The organism is Rhodococcus sp. AD45-ID, assembly GCF_003023755.1.
Taxonomy (GTDB): Bacteria; Actinomycetota; Actinomycetes; order Mycobacteriales; family Mycobacteriaceae; genus Rhodococcus_F; species Rhodococcus_F globerula.
In genome coordinates this window covers 1,177,864-1,196,266 of sequence record NZ_PYHL01000003.1, presented here as the reverse complement: position 1 = coordinate 1,196,266, position 18,403 = coordinate 1,177,864, and the positions used below count along the sequence as shown (strand labels likewise).

At 63.0% G+C, this 18,403-nt stretch carries 14 protein-coding genes; 5 read left to right on the top strand and 9 right to left on the bottom strand.

The genetic code is table 11. The features are described 5' to 3' along the window. Positions 1-24 precede the first annotated feature (24 nt). The gene (locus C7T36_RS29765) at positions 25-3,888 is read right to left on the bottom strand and encodes a cation-translocating P-type ATPase (protein WP_052683602.1); all 3,864 of its coding nucleotides are present in this window, start codon (positions 3,886-3,888) and stop codon (positions 25-27) included. Between the two features lie 2 nt (positions 3,889-3,890). Beyond that, positions 3,891-4,328, bottom strand: a complete 438-nt coding sequence (locus C7T36_RS29760; protein WP_045069590.1) for a hypothetical protein — start codon at positions 4,326-4,328, stop codon at positions 3,891-3,893. A gap of 249 nt (positions 4,329-4,577) precedes the next feature. On the opposite strand from C7T36_RS29760, the gene C7T36_RS29755 reads away from it, so the two are divergent. Continuing rightward, on the top strand, positions 4,578-5,525 hold the full coding sequence (locus C7T36_RS29755; RefSeq protein WP_084702989.1) for an aldo/keto reductase: 948 nt from the start codon (positions 4,578-4,580) through the stop codon (positions 5,523-5,525). Positions 5,526-5,561: 36 nt separating this feature from the next. On the opposite strand, the gene C7T36_RS29750 is transcribed toward C7T36_RS29755, so the two are convergent. Together C7T36_RS29750 and C7T36_RS29745 are read right to left on the bottom strand one after the other, a co-directional pair. Continuing rightward, complete coding sequence (locus tag C7T36_RS29750; protein ID WP_045069586.1) at positions 5,562-6,338, bottom strand: hypothetical protein; 777 nt, start codon at positions 6,336-6,338, stop codon at positions 5,562-5,564. Between the two features lie 148 nt (positions 6,339-6,486). Then, positions 6,487-7,734, bottom strand: coding sequence for a hypothetical protein (locus tag C7T36_RS29745; protein WP_239654785.1), 1,248 nt, complete (start codon positions 7,732-7,734; stop codon positions 6,487-6,489). 100 nt (positions 7,735-7,834) lie between these two features. Between C7T36_RS29745 and C7T36_RS29740 the strand changes: the two genes are divergently transcribed. Next, the gene (locus C7T36_RS29740) at positions 7,835-9,148 is read left to right on the top strand and encodes a DUF5691 domain-containing protein (RefSeq protein WP_045069584.1); all 1,314 of its coding nucleotides are present in this window, start codon (positions 7,835-7,837) and stop codon (positions 9,146-9,148) included. Between the two features lie 60 nt (positions 9,149-9,208). Here the strand turns inward: C7T36_RS29740 and C7T36_RS29735 are convergent, their stop codons facing one another. The 5 genes from C7T36_RS29735 to C7T36_RS29715 all read right to left on the bottom strand — a co-directional run bounded on the left by C7T36_RS29735 (position 9,209) and on the right by C7T36_RS29715 (position 15,459). Next, complete coding sequence (locus C7T36_RS29735) at positions 9,209-10,339, bottom strand: acyl-CoA dehydrogenase family protein (RefSeq protein ID WP_045069582.1); 1,131 nt, start codon at positions 10,337-10,339, stop codon at positions 9,209-9,211. Positions 10,340-10,347: 8 nt separating this feature from the next. Then, positions 10,348-11,523 (bottom strand): acyl-CoA dehydrogenase family protein, encoded by a 1,176-nt coding sequence (locus C7T36_RS29730; RefSeq protein WP_033236736.1) that lies wholly within the window; start codon positions 11,521-11,523, stop codon positions 10,348-10,350. A gap of 104 nt (positions 11,524-11,627) precedes the next feature. Then, on the bottom strand, positions 11,628-12,074 hold the full coding sequence (locus tag C7T36_RS29725; RefSeq protein ID WP_045069580.1) for a hypothetical protein: 447 nt from the start codon (positions 12,072-12,074) through the stop codon (positions 11,628-11,630). 72 nt (positions 12,075-12,146) lie between these two features. Continuing rightward, positions 12,147-14,681 (bottom strand): ABC transporter permease, encoded by a 2,535-nt coding sequence (locus tag C7T36_RS29720; RefSeq protein ID WP_033236734.1) that lies wholly within the window; start codon positions 14,679-14,681, stop codon positions 12,147-12,149. Positions 14,682-14,685: 4 nt separating this feature from the next. Further along, the gene (locus C7T36_RS29715) at positions 14,686-15,459 is read right to left on the bottom strand and encodes an ABC transporter ATP-binding protein (protein WP_033236733.1); all 774 of its coding nucleotides are present in this window, start codon (positions 15,457-15,459) and stop codon (positions 14,686-14,688) included. A gap of 257 nt (positions 15,460-15,716) precedes the next feature. On the opposite strand from C7T36_RS29715, the gene C7T36_RS29710 reads away from it, so the two are divergent. Genes C7T36_RS29710 through C7T36_RS29700 form a run of 3 tightly spaced genes read left to right on the top strand, consistent with a single transcriptional unit; the run spans position 15,717 to position 18,346 of the window. Next, on the top strand, positions 15,717-17,279 hold the full coding sequence (locus C7T36_RS29710; RefSeq protein WP_045069578.1) for a long-chain-fatty-acid--CoA ligase: 1,563 nt from the start codon (positions 15,717-15,719) through the stop codon (positions 17,277-17,279). A 22-nt stretch (positions 17,280-17,301) separates the two neighbouring features. After that, on the top strand, positions 17,302-17,703 hold the full coding sequence (locus tag C7T36_RS29705) for a YchJ family protein (protein WP_033236749.1): 402 nt from the start codon (positions 17,302-17,304) through the stop codon (positions 17,701-17,703). A gap of 55 nt (positions 17,704-17,758) precedes the next feature. Further along, positions 17,759-18,346: a hypothetical protein gene (locus C7T36_RS29700; protein ID WP_045069575.1), complete on the top strand. Its 588-nt coding sequence runs from the start codon at positions 17,759-17,761 to the stop codon at positions 18,344-18,346. Positions 18,347-18,403 lie beyond the last annotated feature (57 nt).

Genomic DNA, 18,403 nt, shown 5'->3' with positions numbered 1-18,403 from the left:
ATTCCGGCGAGGGCCGTCTGTGTTTCAGCTCTTGTTCTCGGGCAGCACCAACCGCTCGATGACGGGCGAGGCGACGGCCGCTAGAGTCGTTGCGCCGCAAGCACATCCGATTGCCTGTGCCCAGGCAAGCGGACCGAGTGGAGTGCAACCGAGGAACTGGCTCACGACCGGGGTACTGACAAGAATGCTGAGCACTCCAACGGACCCCACAGCCGTCGCGACTACCAGTGGACTTCTCGATTCGATCAAGGTTTGGCCGAGCTGAGTTCCCACCAACGCCACCAGAGCCACCGTCGACGCACGCCGCGCTCGACCGGTCATCCGGGCAAGAATCCACGCGGACAGAGCACCGGCCGCGGTTGCGCCGCCGCGGACGGCAATGGTGCGCCACAAAGCGTCTGCGTCCGTGGCCGGCGTATCGCTGCGGCCCTCGGCAGTCGGCGTACTCACTGCCAATGCCGCGGCGGGCAACGCATCGGTCATAAGATTGACCAGCAACATCTGCCGCGCATTGAGCGGAGATATCCCGGACAAGGCGCTACCCATCAAGGCAAACGCCACTTCACCCGCGTTACCGCCGAGCAGGACACCCACCGCGGAGCGCACCCGCTGCCATAACTGCGCTCCTTCGTCGAGCGCGTCGATCAGTCCACTGACCCGACCTTCCAGAAGGACGATGTCCGCGGCGCCCCTGGCGGGATCGCTTCCGCTGGACGCAACTCCGATACCCACGCTGGCAGCGCGGATCGCTGCAGCGTCGTTGGCGCCGTCACCCACCATCGCGCACACCGAGCCACTGGACTCCAGGGCATGGACAACCTGCACCTTGTGCTCAGGTGTCATCCGCGCGAACACGGTTCGTTCCGCGACCGCTGCCTCCTTTTCGGTGTGGGACATGTTCTCCCACTCCGAACCCGTGAGCACGTCATCCGGATCCACGTCCAACCCCAACTCCCCCGCAACCGCTGCCGCGGTCAGTGGATGATCGCCGGTAATGACCCGCACGCCCAGTCCCCGATCGCGAAGTTCCGCGACAAGTTGCCCGGCATCGGAGCGGAGGGTGTCGGAAAGCCCGAGCAGTCCCACCGGCTCCAGATCATGTGCGCAGCACTCTTCCAGAAACTCGGGATCGTGCGCAGCACGCTGCGCGGCCGACTCGGACAGCTCACGCTGAGCCACCGCGATGACCCGGAGTCCGCGCTTTGCCATCTTCTTGACATGCCCTGAGGACACACGCTTTTTCGATGCGGCTGCATGCGAAACGAACTCGGGTGAACCTTTGAGGGCAATCCGATGCCCGATCAGCGCGGCAGAATACGGCCGGCCGGATCGGAACGGCACCATCGCCGACGCTTCCGCATCCTCGAATACAAGTGGATGCGCCAAAACGTCGTCGGCTGCACTGACAACAGCCGCGTCGGTCGAGTGAAAGACCTGATCTCCACTGTTACTCAAGGCACTTCGCGCGGCAACTTCCAGAATCCGATTTCCCCGCCATCCGTCGACCCGCTCTACTGCCGCGACGTGCAGATGGTTCTCGCTCAGCGTTCCGGTTTTGTCGAAGCACACCACGTCCACACGACCCAGCGCTTCGATCGAACGCGGTGAACGTACCAGCGCTCCCACCGAGGTCAGTCTGCGCGCAGCGGCCTGCTGCGCCAGCGTGGCAACCAACGGCAGACCTTCCGGCACAGCGGCAACGGCAACAGCGACGCCACCGGTCACCGCCTGCCGTAGCGCTGTGCCACGTAGCAGTCCTAGCGCGGTCACCAACGCCCCGCCGCCGAGACTGACGGGGAGCGTTTTTCGGGTGAGATCTCGGAGTCTGTGCGTCAATCCCACTTCGGGGCCACGCTGCGGTGCCCGGACATCGACTTTGCGCGCTTCGGTCTGCGAGCCCACGGCGGTCACCACTGCGCGAGCCGCGCCGGCAACGACGGTTGTGCCAGCGTAGATCATGCAGCTTCGCTCGGCCACCGGCACTCCTGGAGTGGGGTCGGTCTGTTTCTCGACCGGCATGGATTCTCCGGTCAAAGAGGATTCGTCGACCTCGAGCGAATCGACGTCGAGAAGCCGAGCGTCGGCAGGCACCACATCTCCGGATTCGAGAACGAGGATATTGCCGATTCTCAATTGATCTGCCGGAACCCGCTCAGGCTCCGACCCGTTCGATACCCGTCGCGCCAACGGCTCCTGCACCCGAAGTAGTTCACGAACAACATGTTCCGAGTGCAGTCGCTGGATCGCAGACAGAGTGGCATTGCCGGTCAATACGGAGCCCACCAGAAATGCATCGATCGGCGAGCCCAGAATTGCACTGGCCGCCGATCCCGTCGCCAGCACCGGCGTCAAGGGATCCGACAACTCGGATCGGACCGCATCCAGAACGTCACGGCCCACCCGGACCGGCGCAGCGACGCGCGCCAAGCTTCCGGATCGTGTTTCAGCCGGCGCCTTCTCGTCGGGCGACGGTAGTTCGTGTAGCACTTCGTCGGTACCCAGTTCATGCCAGTCGTTACGCGAGGAACCTTCGGGTACTTCGACACCGACTGCCGAGCGCGCCAACCTGAACCCGGTCCACAGCGCGGCGCCGGCCCCGACCGTAATCGGCCCCGGCCCGCGTCCGCGTACGCCGGGAAGCATGACCAATGCACCCAGGACCGAAGCACCGCTGGATAATTCGACGCCGCGTCTCGTCGCCGCCCGCGCCGCCGGCAGAGCATGCAGCACGCGCCATACTCCGGCAAGGTCGTGTTCGAGGATATCCGCCGACGGCGGCGCCCGATCAGGCTCGGCCACACCGATCCTGAGCACAGCGGGCCCGGAGAGGCGGACTGAACTGACCACGCAGACATGTGCGCGGGCTTCCGACAGCGTCGTCAGCGCCGATTCCAAAGCCCGGTCGACCTCTCGGTCGCTGTCGCCGGGAACCTCGAGGAGTTCGTCGAAACCGCCGCGCAGAGACCCGAGAGTGTCGACATCGAGGCTGACGGCGCGCACCCCAGCAATCCGCAATTCCGCTACTACGGCTTGTGCCAACGGTTTGCGGGTGGGACGCACAAGCACATCCGCGCCGCCGATCCGATGCCAGCCAACAGTAAGCTTGTCGTTTCCCAGTTTTCGCCGCGAACGGTTCCAGATATGAACCCGGTCCGAGTCCGCGACACCGCGGATGTCTGCCACCCGAAGCTCCTGTGTGAGGAGTACACGCGGATCGATCAGAACTGTGTCGACCCGGTCGAGCCGCCGAGCGGCACCGGGGTCGACAACCAGCGATCCCTCGCGCTGCCACAGCTCCCTCGTCAGTACTGCGGCAAACGCCTCTCGGGAAATCCGCAACGCCCGCGGCGCCGCAACGCGCACTGCCGTCGATGCGATCTCGGAATTCTGTGTGACAGCACCGATCACAGCACCACTTGCCAACTGGGCCAGCGCTACTCGCTCCGCGTGACGCTCACCTTGCCCGCGGCTCTCACGGTCCGGCACCTCCGACGACACGGCAACACCCCACTCCTGCGATGCATTACGCAGGCTCCAGGCCTCGCCGAGCAGCAGCGACCGCATGCCGAGATCAACCGTCAACGCCGCAGGGGCCTGTGTCACCACGTCGGTCACCGACTTGGCCGATTCGAGGATCAGATCGGTCAATTCGCGCCCGAGCATACGTTCCAACTGCTGACGCAGAGCCGGTTGATGATGCAGGACCGAGACGCCGGCCGCGAGCAACGACGATCCAGGCAGGTTCGGTACCCGCGTCACCGAACCTGCCAGTGCCGGAACAATTCCCGCGGCCGCAATGGCCGTACTGAAGGCCCGTCCGATCAATTGGCGCTCGGCCGTGGATCGAAACGGCGTGGACAGAAGTCCGGTGAGTCCGGCTGGGAACATACTCACGCCACCGGTCCCGGTTTGGTCGTATATTTTTCCGGCGTGCCCACACCTGCCACCTGCGCAGAACCAGGCGTCTGGGCGGCACCCAGTTCCGCTCTCGCAGTCTTTTCGATTTTCTTCGGCTCACCTTCTCTCTCACCGTGACGATCCCGCTCACCGTCGGGACGATCCCACTGCCGTAGCACGACGGCCGCGCCGCCCACGCCCAGTAGGATCGGCCACTCGACCAAACCGGCAGCACCCATCGCCGCGAGTGTGAGAACAGCCGTCGGCGTCGACTTGCTTCCTGCTCGCATACCGTCGCGCATGCCACCGACCGCGCCCCGGATTCCGCCGTTCACTCCTCCGACAACGCCACCACCCACGGCTCCCACCGCACTGGTGGTCACGCTCGCCGCGCCCGTTACTACCCGCGTCGCTTCACTGACCATCGACATCGGACTCTCCTTCTCACAGTCCGTCGAACAAGGTTCATTACCAATTGGCCATACCCCACACCGCCAGAGGCAATCACGAACAGCAAGGATTTCGACCCGCTCTCCGGACGCCACACCGCCAGAGGCAATCACGAACAGCAAGGATTTCGACCCGCTCTCCGGACGCCACACCCCCTACGGGACTGCTACGCGGTACGGTTCGAACGTCGGCGAATGGCGTCGACGTTGCATCGACGGGAGTTCTGCGCAGTGGCGAAAATCGGCAGCTCGGATATCGACATTTTTCGGTTGTCCTTGGGCGGCAACCCCTTCGGGTGGACCGCTGACGAGGCGACGTCCTTCGAGATACTCGACGCCTTTGCCGAATCCGGCGCGAACTTCATCGACACCTCGGACTCGTACACCGCCTCCGCTCCGGGTAACTCCGGCGGAGAATCCGAAACCATCATCGGAAAGTGGATCACCGATCGTGGCCTCCGGGACGACATAGTCGTTGCCACCAAGGTCGGCAGCCACCCCGATTTCAAGGGGTTGAAGGCAGAAACCATCGCCGCGGCAGCGGACGCGTCACTTCGCCGCCTCCAAGCCGACCGCATCGATCTGTACTACGCACACTTCGACGATCCGAGTACACCGCTCGAGGAAACTCTCGAAGCGCTCAACGCACTGGTCGAGAGCGGCAAGGTTCGATACCTCGGAATCTCGAACTACACCCCCGAACGCGTGCGCGAATGGTTGCGAATCACCGAGGAGAACGGGTACGCGCGACCCATAGCGCTGCAGCCCCACTACAACCTGGTGCACCGGAAATCGTACGAACCGGAGCTCGCGAAGATCGCCACCGACAACAACATCAGCGTCTTTCCCTACTTTGCACTCGCGTCCGGGTTCCTCACCGGAAAGTACCGAACCCGCGCGGATATCGACGGAAGTCCCCGCGAACGCATCACGGCAAGTTACTTCAGCGACGCAGGCCTGGCGGTGGTCGACGCGATTGCCGAGATCGCCGAAAATCACACCTGTGAAATGTCGACCGTCGCTTTGGCCTGGCTGCTGACCCGGCCCGGTATCACCGCGCCCATTGCCAGCGTCAGCCGAGTGGAACAGCTTCCGGCGCTACTCGACGCACCGGATCTGGTGCTCACGTCGGATGAGCTCGACCTGCTCGAACAAGTGTCTGCAGCAGTGGGAGCTTAGGCGCAGTGACGGGAGCTTAGGCGCAGTGACGGGAGCTTAGGCGCTTCGGCGGTGCCGCGAACCCAACGCGGCGCCGTCGACAGTCCAGAACACCCAACCGTCGTAGCTCTCGATATCTCCGGAAATATGTCCGGTGACAGCATTCGCAGCAGCTGTCGGGTTGGGGAACCTTCGTCCCTCCATGGGGCCACGCATGATTTCGAGTACACCGCTCGTTTCGTCGAATCGACCGATCCAGCGGTACCCGTGGCAATCGGCGCTCACCTCGACGCGCAGATCGATCACCGGGATCTCGTCGTCGGCGGCGCTCGCACGACGCTTCTTGACGACAACCGCAGCCTTCGCGCGCTTCGGTGCTACCGGCGCTGCAACCTGGATGCTCGGATCCTTGACCGCAGCGACGCCCAGAACGTCCCAGCGGTCATGACCGTGGGCAACCCGTCCACGCGCAATTGCGTGATGCCCCGTCCGGGTGCGACCAGGGGTGTCCATCATCCACAGATCGACCTCGGACCGGATATCGTCCGCCACCTCCACCGACGGCAGCATGAAGAACTGGTGAGGCGTAATCGCAAGATCGACAAAAACCCAGAACTCGGAGCGAGTGTCGTCGCTCTCGATCGACTCGTCCTGGCGCCTGGCCTGCCAATCACCATCGAGCTTGGACCGAACCCGGACGATGCGGGTACTGCCGTCATTGCCCGTCACCTGCACCGGGTTGCGGCGCGAATGCGTCAACCGCACGGCCTGGCCCCCACGCTGGGTTACTTCGGAAATGAACGCGTTGATGCCACGACTTGCGGTGTCTTCCATGGTCGACTTTCTTGAAGCTGTTGCGCCCGGTATCGCCAGATCGGCCTGCGGGTGAGGCGCCAGCGAACAATTGTCGCGTCCAACGCCCGGCGAATCCGGCTCACGGCCGGCTACTTACCTCGACCTTACCGCGCCCTCGCTTCAACACCTAAGGTGCGGGCCGCTCGTTCCCAGAGGTCAGAAGTGCGATGTCGCCGTACAGCGCCGCACGGTGGGCGAACATCAACTCCTCGACACCGTCGAATTGATCCCCGACATAGTGCGTGTTGGCTGCCGACAACTCCCGCGATCCGGACCGCGCGAGCAGGTCGTCGATGCGGCTGTCCAAGCTCGCGGCATGTGCCACCGCGCGCTGCGAACTCAGCTGATCTTCGGCCCGGGAGACCAGGTCACCGATCCGCGCCAATGCCGCAACTCGCTCGACCAACTGATCCCACACTGCGCCGAGGGCCCGTATTCGCGACTCGATCGACGCTCGGGTTGCCTCGTCGCGCGCAAGGTCAGCGGCCTCGTCGAGTTCGGCGAGAATCGACCGCAACGCAACCGTATCCACGGATATCTGGGTGATCTCGTCGGCAAGGTCAAGTTGATTGCGTTGGACGACAAAATGATCGGAATGCCAGGCGTTCGATGACTCGATGCGGTCGTACACGTTGCCGGCCAGATAGAGTAGCGCGTCATATTTCCCGGCCAGGCCGCCGTCGTCGTGGGGCGCCAAGCCGTCGAGCACCTCGGCCACACGACGGCCGGCGTCGGCGAGGACTCCGGAACCCTCGATACTTGCCAACCGTCCGGCGAGTTTGTCGAGTGCCGCGCTCCCGCTACCGGCAACGGAGCCCAGTCCAGTAGTCGACTTCGCCGGAACCGGCGTACGCGTGAGTCCGACGAACAGGGCTTCGCGCTGCTCCACGTCGAGATGTAATCCGTCACGCCGATCCTTGCGAATAGCGCGGACGCTGCTGGCAAAATGGCGATTGGACCGAACGACCGCCGAGCGCGCGGTGTTGACGCGTTTCTCCAGGGCCTGCACACGTCGTTCCAGAACAACCTGCACCGGACCGATTCGGGCAGCGCTCAGCCGTCGACATGTTCGCGTGTACTCGTCCGTCAGGTACCTCAGTTCGGACCAACCACCGATATCCGGGAACGACCGTCCGACCGCGCGGCGATCGGCCATGATCGCCCGGGTCTCGTCGTCGACGTAGCCACCGGCCAACAACAGCGCGACTTCGGTGGACAACTCAGGGCGATTCGATTCGACGATTCCTGCTTCACACCAGGTTCGAACATGGCTGGAAATCAGGGCACGACGTTCGGCAACCGACACATCTGCACCACTGTTAACTTCCGCCCCACTGGTTCCATCACCCACCGTGACGCCGTGAATTTCTGCCATGTCAAGCCTCCCAGGTGCCGAGGTCCACTCTCCCAGAATCTCGACATCCGCGCCGATACCCCGAGTGAAAGTCGACACACCCCTGCCTTACCGTAGGCAAGTGACCTCGCTGCGATCCGCCGGAACGGCAGAGCGTCCGACGCTCCCCGCGTCGGCGATCACGCACATGACGTCACTGCTCGAGACACGGTCACCGTCATTACCCGAGTGGTTCGAGGTTGCCGAGACCTACCGATACGTTGCCCCCGCACCAACTGTTCCCGCGCTCATGGAAGCGGCGCGCACCCACCTCGAACATCGCGAGGCACTCCTTCGGCTCGCCGGCCCGCGCGGACAGTATCTTGCAGACCACAATCCTGCTTGGGCGCAATTGCGTCGGGTCGGGTCACGTCGCGACGAACTGTGGCTCTCACCCGACCCGGACGACCGCCTTGCCTGGTTCGACTACATCCGAACAGTTGACCCCGCACTCGCAACGGAAGAACTCGACATCGCGTGGGACAACGAACCCGCAGATTTACGGCGTGAGTTCCTGAGCCGGTTGAGCGTCGGCCTGGGCGAGCACGACTACGACATTCTCGAACGCGGACTCGACGATCCGTCGCCGCCGGTCCGTGAGCGTTCGATCCAACTGCTCCGCCAACTTCCCGAGTCCCCGTTTGCCGAACGTATGGCTACCCGGGCTCACACCTGGGTGCGGCTCGAGACCAAACCCCTGCGGCCTCGCCTCGTCATTCGGCTGCCCGGTTCACTCGACGACAAAGCCCCACGCGACGGTATCGAAGATGTCGGGGCCCAGTACAAGGGAATCGGCAAATGGTGGCTGCGGCAAGTGGTCACGGCTACTCCCTTGGCATTATGGGAAGCGATGATCGGTTCACCACACGACGTTCTTCGCATTCCCATCGAGAAACAATGGCACGAAGTGATGACCGAATCGTGGACCGCCGCAACAGTTCTGCAGAAGAACCCGGCCTGGGCATCGGCTTTACTCGAGCGGGACGGCCGAAACACCGACCGCCGCGTCGTCGCAATTGCACATCCCCGCGAACGGATCGCGTACATCCTTGCCGGCCATGCCGACAGCTACCTTCTCGGCGTCGACGGCAGTGCCCTGCTGGACGGCATCGACCGCCCCTGGCCTCTGGCGATTGCCCACAAACTTGTCAGCGCCCTCGAATGCGAAGCCGCCAAACACGCTGCCTCCGGCGAAGAATTGGGCATCCACTCTCGCCACAGCCATTACTCGACGCTGCGAAGCGCGCAAGCCAGGTTCCCCCTCGAGGCCGGTGCACTACTGCTGGACGCGGCCGAGCGCACTGCGTCCACCGACTGGCAACGGGCGTTCACCGAGACCGCCGCACACATCGAAGCGCGCCGAATCCGGTTGGACGTGCTGCGGGGCGGACAGTAACAAAATCGGGGCCGCACCCCGCGACTGCGGAATGCGACCCCGATCAGCTCTCGTGAAAGATCAGACCGCAGTGACCATTTCATGGTCGGCAACGCCCGCAGCCAACACACGCAAGTGATCCTCGGTGCTGCCGAGAGTGTGTTCGATGGCAACGAGCCTGCTGACGTAATGACCCACCGGATACTCCGCCGTCATACCGATGCCGCCGTGCATCTGAATTGCTTCCTGACCGATCAGCCGCGCCGATCGCCCGATCTGCAACTTGACCCGAGACGCGATGACCGGATCGACCACACCGTCGGCCAGCGACATAGTCGCGTACAAACTCATGCTGCGCGCCAACTCGAGTGACACGTACAGGTCTGCTGCGCGATGCGTCAGCGTCTGGAACTTGGCCAGCGGAACCCCGAACTGCTTGCGGGTCTTGAGGTATTCGGTGGTCAGGCGCAGTGCCTCTTCCATCGCCCCGACAGCCTCGGCACACAAGGCGGCCTGCTCACGGATCTGAGCGGCCTGGATCAGCGCCGAAGCGTCGCCGCCCTCACCGAGCGCCTCGGCGGGAGTATCAGTGAACTCGACCTGCGCACCACGCAAACCGTCGTGAGTTGCGTATGACTTGCGCACCAGACCCGATGCGTCACTCTTGACCAGGAACAGGCCCACTCCGCCGCTCGGCAAGCTCGCGCTCACAACCAGGATGTCCGCAGTCCCACCGTGGCCGACCGGATTCTTGATGCCGGTGATGCTCCAGCCGTCACCTGCCGGCGTTGCCGTCGTCGCGCGCTGCGTTGCAGGCCAACGAATTCCAGGTTCCTGATCGGCAAACGCCAGGAACGTGACACCTTCGGCGACTCCAGGAAGGATGGACGATCGCTGCTCGGCGCTGCCGCCTTCGGAGATCAGTCCACCCGGCGTCACGACTGCGTCCAGAACCGGCTCGGGCGCAAGTCTGCGACCGATCTCGGTCATGACGGCACCGATCTCGACGGGACCCGCGTCCATTCCGCCGTCGTCCTCCGAGAACGTCAGACCAAGTAGTCCGACCTCCGCCAACTGCTTCCACACCTGCGGGCTCCACCCAGGCTCTGCGTCGGTAGTGGCATTTCGTTTTTCCGCGTCGTAGCTACGTGCGAGAAGATCCTTAGTGGTGTCACGAAGAAGTTTCTGTTCGTCATTGAGTTCGAAGTCCATGCCACGCCTCACAATCCGAGGATCGAGGAGGCGATGATGCTGCGCTGCACTTCGCTCGATCCGCTGTAGATGGATACCTTGCGGTAGTTCAGGTAAGCCGGGGCCGAGTGCTGTGCCCAGCCCGCCGACGCGATGTCGGTGCCCGCGTCGAACGGCAGCGAATCGGGGCCGGCGACGTCCATCAGCAACTCGGTGCTGGCCTGCTGCAATTCGGAGCCACGCAACTTCAGCAAGGAGGAAGCCGGGTTCGGCTTACCGTCCGCGGACCCTGCGACAACACGCAGTTGGGTGAGCTCCAGCGCAAGCAACTCGTTTTCGAGCTCGGCCAGGCGCGCGGCGAACAAGGGGTCTTCGAGAAGCGTCCCGTTCCCGACCTTGACTTCGGCTGCACGCGCTTTTGCCTGAGCCACACGAACTTTGGAGAAACCGACGCGGGTGACGCCGGTGCGCTCGTTGCCGAGCAGGAACTTGGCGTAGCCCCAGCCCTGATTCTCCTCGCCGACCAGATTCTCGCCCGGAACGCGGACGTCCTCGAAAAAGACCTCGTTGACCTCGTAGCCACCGTCGATCAGTTTGATGGGACGGACCGTCACACCCGGCGTCTTCAGATCGACCAGGATGAACGAGATTCCCGCTTGCCGCTTGGGCGCATCGGGATTGGTGCGAACGAGGCAGAAGATCCAGTCTGCGTGCTGACCGAGCGTGGTCCAGGTTTTCTGGCCGTTGATCACCCAGTCGTTACCGTCACGGACAGCGCGAGTCTTGAGCGACGCGAGATCGGAACCTGCCTCTGGCTCCGAAAATCCTTGGCACCACCAGATATCGAGGTTGGCCGTCGCGGGGAGGAACTTCTCTTTCTGTTCCTGCGAACCGAAAGCCGCGATGACCGGTCCGACCATGTTCGCGTTGAACGCAAGTGGCTCCGGAACAGACGCCAACTGCAGCTCGTCGAGCCAGATGTTGTGCTGAACCGGAGTCCAATCCTTACCGCCCCACTCGACCGGCCAGTGCGGCACGGCCAGGCCGTGGGCGTTGAGGATTTGCTGCGACTCGACCATCCGGTCGCGGCCCAGCTCTTCCCCGTGGGCGTACGCGTTCCTGGTCGATTCAGGAATCTGTGTGCGGAAGAAAGTCCGCATTTCGTCCCGGAACGCCAGTTCCTCGTCGGTCAACGCCAGATTCATCGTGATTCCTTCGCACTCGAAACCGGATTCATGTTCGACTCGACCGTACCCCGATCGCTCACGACAAGGCTAGGACACCCGGAGAAAAGGCGGACCGAATCCGACTACACGGTTTTCAAAACCAAAAGGAACCCACCACCAGCTGGGTCGATGCTCGTTTCGACGTTCAGATCCGGGGCCAATCGCGAGAGCCGATCGAGCAACCACTCCGACGCGTCCTGGGCGTCGTCCTTGCCGGGGCAGCGTGCAACCGCGACCCGGCCACCTTTACGTTCGAGTTGCTCCACAACACCGATGATCGGCGCGGGATCAACCACGAACAACCGATCCGGCCACGCCACAACAGGTTTGACAGCACCCTTCTTGGTGTTGCACGCGCGGTGTGCGAGTCGCTCCACACCGCCCTTGGACTTGCCGCCCTTCTTGGCGGTGTTGATGCTGTCGACACTCGGGCCACGAGGATCGTTCACCGACATATCGGGGTCGACGGGCTCGTCACACAGCCAGCAGCGCCAGGATTCACGATCGCCGACTTCTTGAAGAGTAATCATGGGTAGCAACGCTACCCGTGCGCACTTTTGGCAGCGTGAACAGCCAAAAGTGCGCACGTGCGGCTCCGTCGCCTAGAGGTCTGCGATCGCCTCCAGCGGCTTCGTCTTGGCCGCTCGATTGGCCGGCCACAGTGCCGCGAGCACACCGACGATGCCGGAACCGACCAGCATCAACGCAACCTGACCCCACGGAATCGTGATCTCGCCCAGGCCCTGGTCCCGGAGCGTGCTGACGAATCCCCAACCGAATCCGATGCCGAGCACCACGCCGACGGCCGCGCCGTAGACCGCGATGAGAACGGATTCGAGGTAGATCGTGCGCCGCATCTGAGCCCGCTGCATACCGACCGCCCGCAGCATGCCGATCTCTCGACGGCGTTCCACAACCGAAAGAGCCAAGGTGTTGATGATGCCCAGAATCGCGATCACCACCGCCAGCGCCAGGAGTCCGTACAAAATCGCAAGCAACGTATTGATCTGCTGCCCTTGGGTTCCCTTGAACTCCTCACGATCCTGAACCTGGACAACCACGTACTTTTCCGTGGCCTGCTCGAGTTCGCCGCGCAAGGCCGTCACATCGGCACCCGGCTTCGCTTTCACCAGAACCGCAAAATCAGGCAGGCTGGTTACCGGCATCAAGGCCTGATACGCCTCGTCCGAGACGATCCACGAACCGATCAGCTGGTTGTCCTCGAACACTCCCGCAACAACAACCGGGTACTGGGTCCCGTCCGCGCCGACCAACGTCTGCGTCGATCCGACTGTCCACCCGTTGTCGGTCGACGTGGTCTGCGAGACCATCATGTTGTTTCCGGACAGGTCGGCAGTTCCGTCGACGATGTTGTAGTCGAGCACCCCGTCGATCGGACCGTCCAACGACGCGCCCTGCTCGTCCTGTCCGTTCACGGTCGCCCGAACCCCGTGCAGCGACGTTGCACTCTGCACATCCGGGAGCGCGCGCACTGCATCGGCTGCGCCTCGCGGCACGCCCACCGCGTTGGGACCCGTCAGGATGTAATCCGCGGTCACGCCAACGTCGATCAGTGCATTGATACTCGCCTTGGCCGAAGAGCCGAACACGCCGATGACTGTCACCAGCATCAAGCCCAAGGTCAGGGCAAAGGCCGTGGCCGCGGTACGACGAGGATTGCGGACCGCATTGGTACGCGCCAGACGGCCCACCGAGCCGAACGGTTTCGCGAAGACAACACCGAGCGCACCCACGATGGGCTGCGACAGCGCAGGAGAACCGAGCAGAACTGCGATGATCAGCGCAAAGGCTCCGCCGCCGACGGTCAGCGCCGCACCCTGACCGGTGCCCCTCGAACCGACAACCACCAGGACGACGCCGAGAACACCGAGAATTGCGCCGATCAGCGTCCGGACCCGGAGCGAGTCACCGGTAGAAGCGAACTCCTCGCGCATCGCGGCAACCGGGGGAACCTTGGACGCCCGCCGCGCAGGCGCATAGGCACTGAGCGTCGTCACTACAACGCCGACAACCAACGCGACAACAACCGTCCGTGGGCTGACCTGCAGCGAGCCCTCCGGCAATCCGACGTCGAAGGCATTGAGCAACCCGCGCAAACCGTAGGCCAGTCCGATACCGGCCAGCAATCCGATGACGCTGCCGATCAATCCGACGATCAGCGCTTCGGTGACGACGGATCGGCCGACCTGAGCCCGGCTCGCACCCACGGCACGCAACAGTGCCAATTCACGCAGCCGCTGCGCCACGATCATCGAGAAGGTGTTGTAGATGATGAACGTGCCGACCAACAGAGCAATAGCGCCGAACGCCAGCAGGAAGTAGTTGATGAAGCTGAGCGCGGTATCGACCTCGGCCTTGGTCTCCTCACGGACCTCGTCTCCGGTCTGCACCTGCAAGTCCGGGAAGACCTGCTCCACCCGTTGTTGCATCTCGGTCTGCGACAGACCGGTACCGGCTACGTCGATGTAGTCGACATGCTTACCGTCCGTGAACAGGCTGCGTGCCTGCTCGTCGGTGAACAACGCTCCGATGAAACCTCCGGTGTCACTACCGGACCCCTCGTAGATACCAGTCACCGTGACATCGACGATTCCTCGCGCCGGCACCAGTATCCGAGCCTGGTCACCGACCGACAAACCCGCTTTCTCCATCGCACTCGCATTCAATGCGATATCTCCGGCAGCCTCAGGTGGGCCACCTTCCGAGTACGGATCGGGCGGTGTGATCGCCCGCTCTGCCGGCAAGTACGACGTACCGATGCTCGGAGCGCCACCTGTTTGCACGGCACCACCGTCTGCGTTGATCAGAACGATCTGTCCACTCACGGCAGGTGCCACGGCGCGAACTCCGTCGATGGCTGCCAGCTTGTCGACATCCTCGATCGGAACGCCACTGGTGTTGCGATCCGGCATCGACACCCGGACGTCGACGCCCTGAGCGGTGTTCTCGAAAATCGAGTCGAACGTCTTCTGCAACGTGTCCGTGAACACAAACGACCCGGCGACAAACGCCGTACCAAGCACCACCGACAACACGGTGAGCGCCAACCGCACCTTGTGCGCCGCCAGGTTACGCAACGACACCTTGCGCATCGGCGAATTGGTTATCGAAGCCATATCGTCAAGCTCCGGCTTCTACGTTGACCGGAACCTGCGGAGCATCCAGACGCTTCATCCGATCCAGAACGGAATCGGCCGTCGGCTCACGCAGTTCGTCGACAATCTTGCCGTCCGCCAGAAATACGACGCGATCCGCATACGCAGCAGCGCGCGGATCATGCGTCACGATCACCACGGTCTGACCGAACTCGTCCACCGCGGACCGCAGAATCGACAGAACCTCACCGGAGGAACGCGAATCGAGATTGCCCGTTGGCTCATCACCGAAAATGATCTCGGGCTGACCGGCTAGAGCCCGCGCACACGCAACACGCTGTTGCTGCCCACCCGACAACTCACCCGGCCGGTGATCCAGGCGGTCCTTCAAACCGAGCTTCGTCAGTACATTGTCCAACCACGCCGGATCGGCCTTGCGCCCCGCGATATCGAGCGGCAACGTGATGTTCTCGAGTGCCGTCAGCGTCGGCACCAGATTGAACGCCTGAAAAACGAATCCGATGCGGTCGCGTCGTAGCGCCGTCATCTGTTTGTCCGACAGTCCGGTCAATTCGGTGTCACCGATGAGCACCGAACCGGAACTCGCCGAATCCAGACCGGCCAGGCAATGCATCAGCGTCGACTTGCCCGAACCCGACGGGCCCATGATCGCCGTGAACTCACCCCGAGCAAAATCGGCGGATACAGCGCTGAGTGCATGCACCTGGGTATCCCCGGTGCCGTACGTCTTGGACAGGCCGACAGCGCGGGCCGCGACATCTTGGGCGTGCGAACTCATGATCGCCTTTCGTCTTCACTTCGGTGGGTCTTCGTCGGTGGAACTTCTTCGATGGAACTTCTTCGGTGGATCGAGCACCCCACAGCACGCGGGCGCCAACTGGCACTGCTCCATCCTGTCGTCTACTCGGCGCCACCGCTATCAGGGACCACCCTGATTTCCACAGGGACTCCCCTGAGTTGTCAACGGAAAACACACATGCGGACGCCAACCGCCCACTAGCCTTGTGACACACATCACTCGAGAAAGGTGGTCCGATGTCCGACGCCGCCACTGCAATCATCTTCGATCAACTCGAACACTGGGCGAGCGTCAAACCCGAAGAACCGGCCGTGACGTTCCAGGAAACCACCTATACGTGGGCCCAGTGGCACGGTCGCATCCTGCGCATCGCGGGCGCACTCGCCGAATCCGGGATCGGACCGGGAGACACCGTCGCCTTCCTGGACAAGAACCATCTCTCCTGTCTCGAAATCACTTATGCCGCTTCACTACTCGGGGCCGCAAATGCCATTCCGAACTGGCGGCTCGCCGGCGAGGAACTCGACTACATCCTCGGCGACTGCGGGGCACGCATCCTATTTGTCGGTAACGAACTCCTCCCTCAGGTCGTTGCCATGCGCGATCGCCTCACCGCCGTCGAACTGATCATCGCCGTCGGTAGCGAGAACGATGAATTCGAACCGTGGCTCGACGAAGCCCCGCCGTTGGCAGCTCGTCCCGTAGTCACCGCCGACAGCACAGCCCTGATCCTCTACAGCTCCGGAACGACCGGACGCCCCAAGGGAGTTCAACTCACTCACCGAAACCTGTTCGCGCACAGCAACAATGTCCTCGAACTCCTACCGAAACACGATGACGACATATTCCTGGTCGCCATGCCGATGTTCCACGTCGGAGGAACCTGCTACGCCATCATGGCAATTCACGCAGGCGGACGCTGTCATTTCACCCGCGAAGCTGACGGACCGTCGATCTTCGCCGGCCTCGCCGCAGGCGCAAACATCGCATTCCTGGTGCCACCCGTCATCGCCGGTGTCCTGGCAGCAGGCGATCAGGCCGTCGCCGCCTTCCGCGCCTTCAAACGCATCACCTACGGCGCAGCCCCTATGCCTCTGCCTTTGCTGCGAGGAGCGCTGGCGGCCTGGCCGGACACCGAGTTCGTCCAGGTCTACGGCATGACCGAAATGGCCGGTGTTGTCACCGCTCTCATGCCTGACGTCCACCGCGACGAATCGCAAGTCGAACGCATGGCATCGGCGGGCACTGCCATTCCGGGGGTCGAGATGCGCATCGTCGATCCCGTCACTCTCGAGGACACCCCCGCCGGAACCGTCGGAGAACTCTGGTGGCGATCGGAGCAATGCACGCCGGGATATCTCAACAAGCCCGAAGCCACTGCTGAAACAATCACACCGGACGGTTGGCTGCGCAGCGGCGACATGGGCCGCGCCGATTCCGAGGGATTTGTCTTCATCGAAGATCGCCTCAAAGACATGATCATCACCGGCGGAGAGAACGTCTACTCACCCGAAATCGAACGAGTCCTCGTCGAGCACCCCGCCGTCGCCGAAGTCGCCGTAATCGGCGTACCGGACAACCGGTGGGGCGAAACCGTCAAAGCCGTGGTCGTCCTGCATGCCGACACCCAGATCGCCGAAGCCGAACTGATCACGTACACCCAGGGGCGTCTCGCAAAGTTCAAGTGCCCCACCAGTATCGATATTGTCGAGATACTCCCGAGGAATCCGACGGGCAAGATCCTCAAACGAGATCTTCGTAAGCCGTACTGGGACAACCACGAAAGCAAGCTGGTCTGAGCTCGCGTGCTGTAATGGGGTGGTGACCTCACGCCGCCCCATTACCGCCCAACTCTGCCCGTGTGGCACCGGCAATTCCGTCGCCGACTGCTGCGGCAAATATCTCGAGGGTGGGGCGTCCGCACCGACCGCTGAAACTCTCATGCGCTCGAGGTACACGGCATTTGCCCTCATGGACACCGACTATCTGAAACGGACCTGGCATCCCGATCACCGTCCCGCCACATTGGATCTGGACCCGCACCAGCGTTGGACCGGGCTCGAGATTCTTTCCACCGAGCGCGGAAGCCTGTTCGATTCCGACGGCACAGTCGAATTCCGCGCCCACTACTCCTACGGGACCGAACGCGGAAACCTCCACGAGCGCAGCAGATTTGCTCGAATCGACGGCCGCTGGCTCTACGTCGACGGCGATATCGGTTAGGTAACTCCGCGCACGCCGTCGCAGAGCCACTGACCGAGAGTCCTACGATCGAACCATGACAACGAACCGGACTAAATCAGTTGCCGCCATCGCTGCCATCATCGTGGGGGCCGGCCTGACCGCGTGCTCACAGACCGCAGAGACCACACCGACCGCCGTCACCACCTCGGTCTCCGCGACCACGAGCGCCGCAGCCGCAGAACCCGCGCCAACCGACAGCTCGGACAAAACCGCCGCAGCCGTCACAGAATCGAAGCTGACCGTCACCGACGTCCGGATCGGCTCGCACGAGAACTTCGACCGCGTCGTGTACGAGATGGGTGGAACCGGGACCCCCGGATGGCGCGTCAAGTACGTCGACGCGGCTGTTCAGGAAGGCAGCGGCAAGCCCATGGAGATTGCCGGCGGCGCAATAATCCAGGTGCTGATCGACGGTTCCGCCTACCCGTTCGACAGCGGCGTGGAACAGTACTCCGGCCCCAACCCCGTCCCCGGAATCGCTGGTGGAGTTGTCACCGAAGTCAACGGGTCGTCGGTCTTCGAAGGTGTCACACAGTCGTTCGTCGGCGTAACGGAAAAGCAGCCATTCTCGGTGACGCTGCTGACGAACCCCACGCGTGTGGTGGTAGACGTAGCCAAGTAGTGGGCTTGACCTCAAGCACACTCGAGGTTTTACCTTCGTGTCGTACCGGCCGCGTAA

What these genes read in the sequence shown, in the direction of transcription:
- C7T36_RS29700 (WP_045069575.1), top strand. Translation starts at nt 17,759, where the DNA reads ATGACAACGAACCGGACTAAATCAGTTGCCGCCATCGCTGCCATCATC.
- C7T36_RS29730 (WP_033236736.1), bottom strand. Translation starts at nt 11,523, where the DNA reads ATGAATCTGGCGTTGACCGACGAGGAACTGGCGTTCCGGGACGAAATG.
- C7T36_RS29720 (WP_033236734.1), bottom strand. Translation starts at nt 14,681, where the DNA reads ATGGCTTCGATAACCAATTCGCCGATGCGCAAGGTGTCGTTGCGTAAC.
- C7T36_RS29735 (WP_045069582.1), bottom strand. Translation starts at nt 10,339, where the DNA reads ATGGACTTCGAACTCAATGACGAACAGAAACTTCTTCGTGACACCACT.
- C7T36_RS29725 (WP_045069580.1), bottom strand. Translation starts at nt 12,074, where the DNA reads ATGATTACTCTTCAAGAAGTCGGCGATCGTGAATCCTGGCGCTGCTGG.
- C7T36_RS29745 (WP_239654785.1), bottom strand. Translation starts at nt 7,734, where the DNA reads ATGGCAGAAATTCACGGCGTCACGGTGGGTGATGGAACCAGTGGGGCG.
- C7T36_RS29710 (WP_045069578.1), top strand. Translation starts at nt 15,717, where the DNA reads ATGTCCGACGCCGCCACTGCAATCATCTTCGATCAACTCGAACACTGG.
- C7T36_RS29765 (WP_052683602.1), bottom strand. Translation starts at nt 3,888, where the DNA reads ATGTTCCCAGCCGGACTCACCGGACTTCTGTCCACGCCGTTTCGATCC.
- C7T36_RS29715 (WP_033236733.1), bottom strand. Translation starts at nt 15,459, where the DNA reads ATGAGTTCGCACGCCCAAGATGTCGCGGCCCGCGCTGTCGGCCTGTCC.
- C7T36_RS29750 (WP_045069586.1), bottom strand. Translation starts at nt 6,338, where the DNA reads ATGGAAGACACCGCAAGTCGTGGCATCAACGCGTTCATTTCCGAAGTA.
- C7T36_RS29760 (WP_045069590.1), bottom strand. Translation starts at nt 4,328, where the DNA reads ATGTCGATGGTCAGTGAAGCGACGCGGGTAGTAACGGGCGCGGCGAGC.